Origin of the sequence: Spirillospora sp. NPDC049652 (genome assembly GCF_040675125.1) — a bacterium.
Lineage (GTDB): Bacteria > Actinomycetota > Actinomycetes > Streptosporangiales > Streptosporangiaceae > Spirillospora.
This window is the reverse complement of sequence record NZ_JBFAOF010000719.1, coordinates 1-3,874: the sequence shown is the minus strand read 5'-3', so window position 1 is coordinate 3,874 and position 3,874 is coordinate 1. Positions and strand designations below refer to the sequence as shown.

The 3,874-nt window shown below is 74.2% G+C and carries 4 protein-coding genes; 2 read left to right on the top strand and 2 right to left on the bottom strand.

Features of this window, described 5'->3' with window-relative positions:
- Positions 1 to 1,101 (bottom strand): hypothetical protein (locus AB0J52_RS31315; RefSeq protein WP_500186356.1); only part of this gene is annotated, 1,101 nt, incomplete at its 3' end.
- 91 nt (positions 1,102 to 1,192) lie between these two features.
- A complete protein-coding gene (locus AB0J52_RS31310; RefSeq protein WP_500186354.1) occupies positions 1,193 to 2,890 on the bottom strand; it encodes a glycoside hydrolase family 35 protein in 1,698 nt (565 codons plus the stop codon).
- Between the two features lie 98 nt (positions 2,891 to 2,988).
- Here AB0J52_RS31310 and AB0J52_RS31305 point away from each other — a divergent pair, with 98 nt between their 5' ends.
- Complete coding sequence (locus AB0J52_RS31305) at positions 2,989 to 3,366, top strand: HGxxPAAW family protein (protein WP_500186352.1); 378 nt, start codon at positions 2,989 to 2,991, stop codon at positions 3,364 to 3,366.
- 231 nt (positions 3,367 to 3,597) lie between these two features.
- The coding region (locus AB0J52_RS31300) for a hypothetical protein (protein WP_500186350.1) at positions 3,598 to 3,874 on the top strand (277 nt) is incomplete at its 3' end.

The window sequence follows — 3,874 nt, the reverse complement described above, 5'->3', positions numbered from 1 at the left end:
GGACCCGCCCGGCGCGGGCCCGGCCAGGGCGGCGCGCTCGGCGTCGGTCAGGCGGCTGCGGACCAGGCCCGCGAGCGCCGGGTCGTCGGCGAGGGCCGCCAGCGCCCGGCGGCCGTCGTCGCCGAACGGCGCGCCGTACCTGCCCGCCAGGATGTCCAGTCCCGCGCGGCGGGCGCCGGGGGAGACCTCCCGCAGGGCCCCGGCGAACTCGGCCGCGCCCTCCTCGACGGTCCGGCCGCCGCCCGCCAGCCAGAGCCGCACCTCCGGTTCGACCATGAACCCGGGGTAGAAGGGCAGCGCCGCCAGCAGCTCGGCCGCGCCCCCGCCGGCGTGGTCGCCGACCACCGGTATTCGTATCCCGGTCGCGTCCTCCAGCAGGACGCGGGTCACCGACCGGCCGAGGGGCGTGATGCCGACCCGGACCGTCTCGTACTCGATCAGCCCGCACTCGTACAGGGCGTCCAGGTGGTGGCCCATCGCGGTCTGGCCGTCCTCGCCCAGCCACGGCGTGATGCTGGTCCGGGGGATCGGCTGGTCGTAGGTGTAGATCGAGACGAGCAGGTTCGCGGTCAGGCCCTGCCGCCGGGGGCCGTCGCCGGGGCCGACGCCGCCCCACTCGTCCAGCAGGGCGAGCACCGTGCGGTGCCAGGCGGCCAGCGCCGCGTCCTCGTCGGGGCCGGTCAGGGCCAGGGCCGTCGCGCCGGGCCGCAGCAGGCCCGCCTCCTCGTCCGGATGCAGGATGTCCGCCCTGACCAGGACGTCCCAGAACACCCGCGCCGCGTGGCGCAGCGCCTCGCCGCGCGGCGCGGAGTCGGGCAGCCGTTCCCGGACGAGCGCCAGCACGTCGTCGGGCACCGGCGCCCCGTCGGGGACCAGCGGGCGGCCGCGCCGGGCCCAGCCGATGTGCGCGCTCACCATCCGGTACATCTCGCAGTCGCGGACCGCCGCCACCAGTTCGGGGACGGGCGCCAGCAGCACCGGGGGGATGGGCACGCCGGGGACGAGGCCGCCGCCCGCCAGGTAGGCCTTGCCCTGCGCGGGGGAGCGCCGTTGGAGCGCCTCGCCGACGATGATCTCGCTGAGCCCGTGCGTGGTCCTCATGGCGCACGAAGCGTAGTCGCGGGGCGACACTTCGGCACGCCGTTCCCCGAAAGACGGGCCCGCGGAACACGGACCCGTCACTCTCCGGACCTCAGAGTTCGGGCTCGGTCCTGATCTCCACGACCGGATCGGCGACGTCGTCCAGCTCCAGGACGACCAGCTCGTTGGCGTCCGGCCGCAGCAGGGGCCAGGGCAGGTACAGCGTCCGCTGCGGGCCGCGGTCCCAGTACCGCCCGAGGCAGAAGCCGTTGACCCAGACGTAGCCCTTGGTCCATCCGGGCAGGGCGAGGTAGCCGTCGCGCGGCTCGTCCACGGTGAGGACGCCGCGGTGGTAGACCGGCCCGCGCCCGGCGGTGTCGGCCGTCCCCCAGGGCAGGTCGGCGATGTCGTCCAGCGGGTGGGTGGCGGCCGTCCAGCCGTTGAGGAACTGCTGGTCGTGCCGGACGCCCCCGACCAGGCCCTTGCGGTCGCCGAGCCCGGGGCCGTAGTTCACCCGCCCCATCGACTCGACCAGGATCTCCAGCGAGGCGCTGTCGCCCTTCACCGCGACCGGCACCGAGGTCTCGGCGGAGCGCTCCAGCACGGCCGTGAGCACACCGTCCACGTACACGTGGGCGCGGTCGGCCAGGCCGTCCAGGTGCAGCGGATGCGACTCGCGCGGGCCCGGGATCGCCGACCGGTATAGCACCAGGCCGTGGTGCAGCCCGAGTTCCTCGAACGTCCGCGGGACGGCCGAACCGGTGATCGACGCGGGCGGGACGTCCAGCAGCCGGAGCGTCTCGTCCAGCCGGACGGTCCCGGCGGGCAGCACCGGCGGCAGCGGCTCGGGCTCGGGGATCGGCCGGTCCTTCCGGTGCTTGGCCAGCACCTCGCGGATCGCGTGGAACTTCGCGGTCGGCGCGCCGCGCTCGTCGATGGGCGCGTCGTAGTCGTAGGAGGTGACCGTCGGCTGGTACCCGCCGAGCGACTCGGACCCGCCGAGGTTCGCGCCCGCCGTCGTGCCGAAGTTCGTGCCGCCGTGCGCCATGTACAGGTTCACCGACGCGCCCGCCGCCAGGATGCGGTCGAGGACGCCGGCCGCGTCGGCCGGGGTGCGGGTGTGGTGCTGCTCGCCCCAGTGGTCGAACCAGCCGTTCCAGAACTCCATGCACCTCGGCGGGTCGTCCGGGCGGTACCGGGCGAGCGTCGCGAACGCGTCCTCGGGGTGGTCGCCGAAGTTCACCGCGGCGGGGACGCCCGGGACCGTCCCGCCGGTCAGCTGGTAGTCCGAGACGCCGTCGGAGGTCGCGAGCGGGACGTCCACGCCGCGTTCGCGCAGCGCGTCGCGCACCCACTCCATGTACCGCCGGTCGGTCCCGTAGGAGCCGTACTCGTTCTCGATCTGCAGCGTCACCACGTTGCCGCCGCGGGTCCGCTGCCTCTCCACGACCGCCGGCAGGACGGCGTCGAAGTAGCGGGCGACGTGGCCGAGGTACTCGGGGTCGGAGCAGCGCAGCCGCGCGGTCCGGTCGGCCAGCAGCCAGGACGGCAGCCCGCCGTTGTCCCACTCGGCGCAGATGTAGGGGCCGGGGCGGACGATCGCGTCGAGCCCGGCCTCGGCGGCCAGGTCGAGGAACCGGCCGACGTCGGCGCGCCCGTCGAGGACGAAGGTCCCCGGTTCGGGCTCGTGGAGGTTCCAGGCGAGGTAGGTCTCGACCGCGTCCAGGCCGAGGGCGCGCAGCATCGCCAGGCGCTGGGGCCACTGTTCGGGCAGGACGCGGAAGTAGTGGAGAGCTCCGGAGACAAGCACGGTGCGATGCTAGGCCCGCACGGTCCGCGCGTCCATGGTTACACACCGCTACGACGCGGGCAGATTTACCCCAGAACGGGGGTTTCGTCATGTCTCATATGAACTCCTCTGGCACCGCGACGGAGGAGACCGAGGTCCACGGCTCGCACGCGGGCAGGCCGGGGTCGTGGGTCGCCGTCTTCATCGTGTTCCTGGGGTTCCTGGTCGGCGGGGTGGCCCTGTGCGTCGGCCCGAACTGGGTGGTGTTCGTCATCGGGGCGATTCTGGTCGCCGTCGGCCTGGTGGCCAGCTGGGTCGTGCACCTGTTCGCCGATGTGGTGGTGGACGCGCCGCGCGTGATCCCGGAGATCGTGGACTACTCGTTGTTCGGGCACCGGACCGACCGGCGGCGGGGCGGCAGGATCGAGGCGCCGGCGGGGGACGATCCGGTGGACTCGGCCGTCCGCACCGACACGCAGCAGTTCCCCCACGGCTGACCTGGCCTTTCGGGGATGCGGGCCGTCCGGCGCGCCCGGTTCCGGCGCCGCGCCGGGCGCGCTCCCGGCGTGCCGCGCGCGAATCCAACCCGATCTTACTGTGTAAAGGGCCTCGCCTGGGGAACGTCGGAAAACTCTCAGAACGGCGACATACGCCGTTCGCCGGAGGGAAGGGCCCGCTTCGGGTTTGGATAGGGGTGTGCCGAACCTGTGACGAGATGGAAGCACACCGTGATCGACGACCCCGCAGACCCCGCCACCGCCGGGGTGATCTGGATGCGCGGCATCGCCGACGCCGGACAGCGCCGGGCGACCCGTACCCTCGCCGACGCCCTGTTCGAGGCGTTCGGCAAGGGCGCGGCGCGCACCGACGTGCTCCAGGCGTGCGCACCGCGTGCGACCGCGCTGCCGCAGAGCCGCCTGCTCGGCTCCCGCGCCGCGACCCTTCCGCTACCGCCTCCCCGCGCGCCGCTGCCCGGCGACGACGCGGGGATCCGGCCGTGGCGGT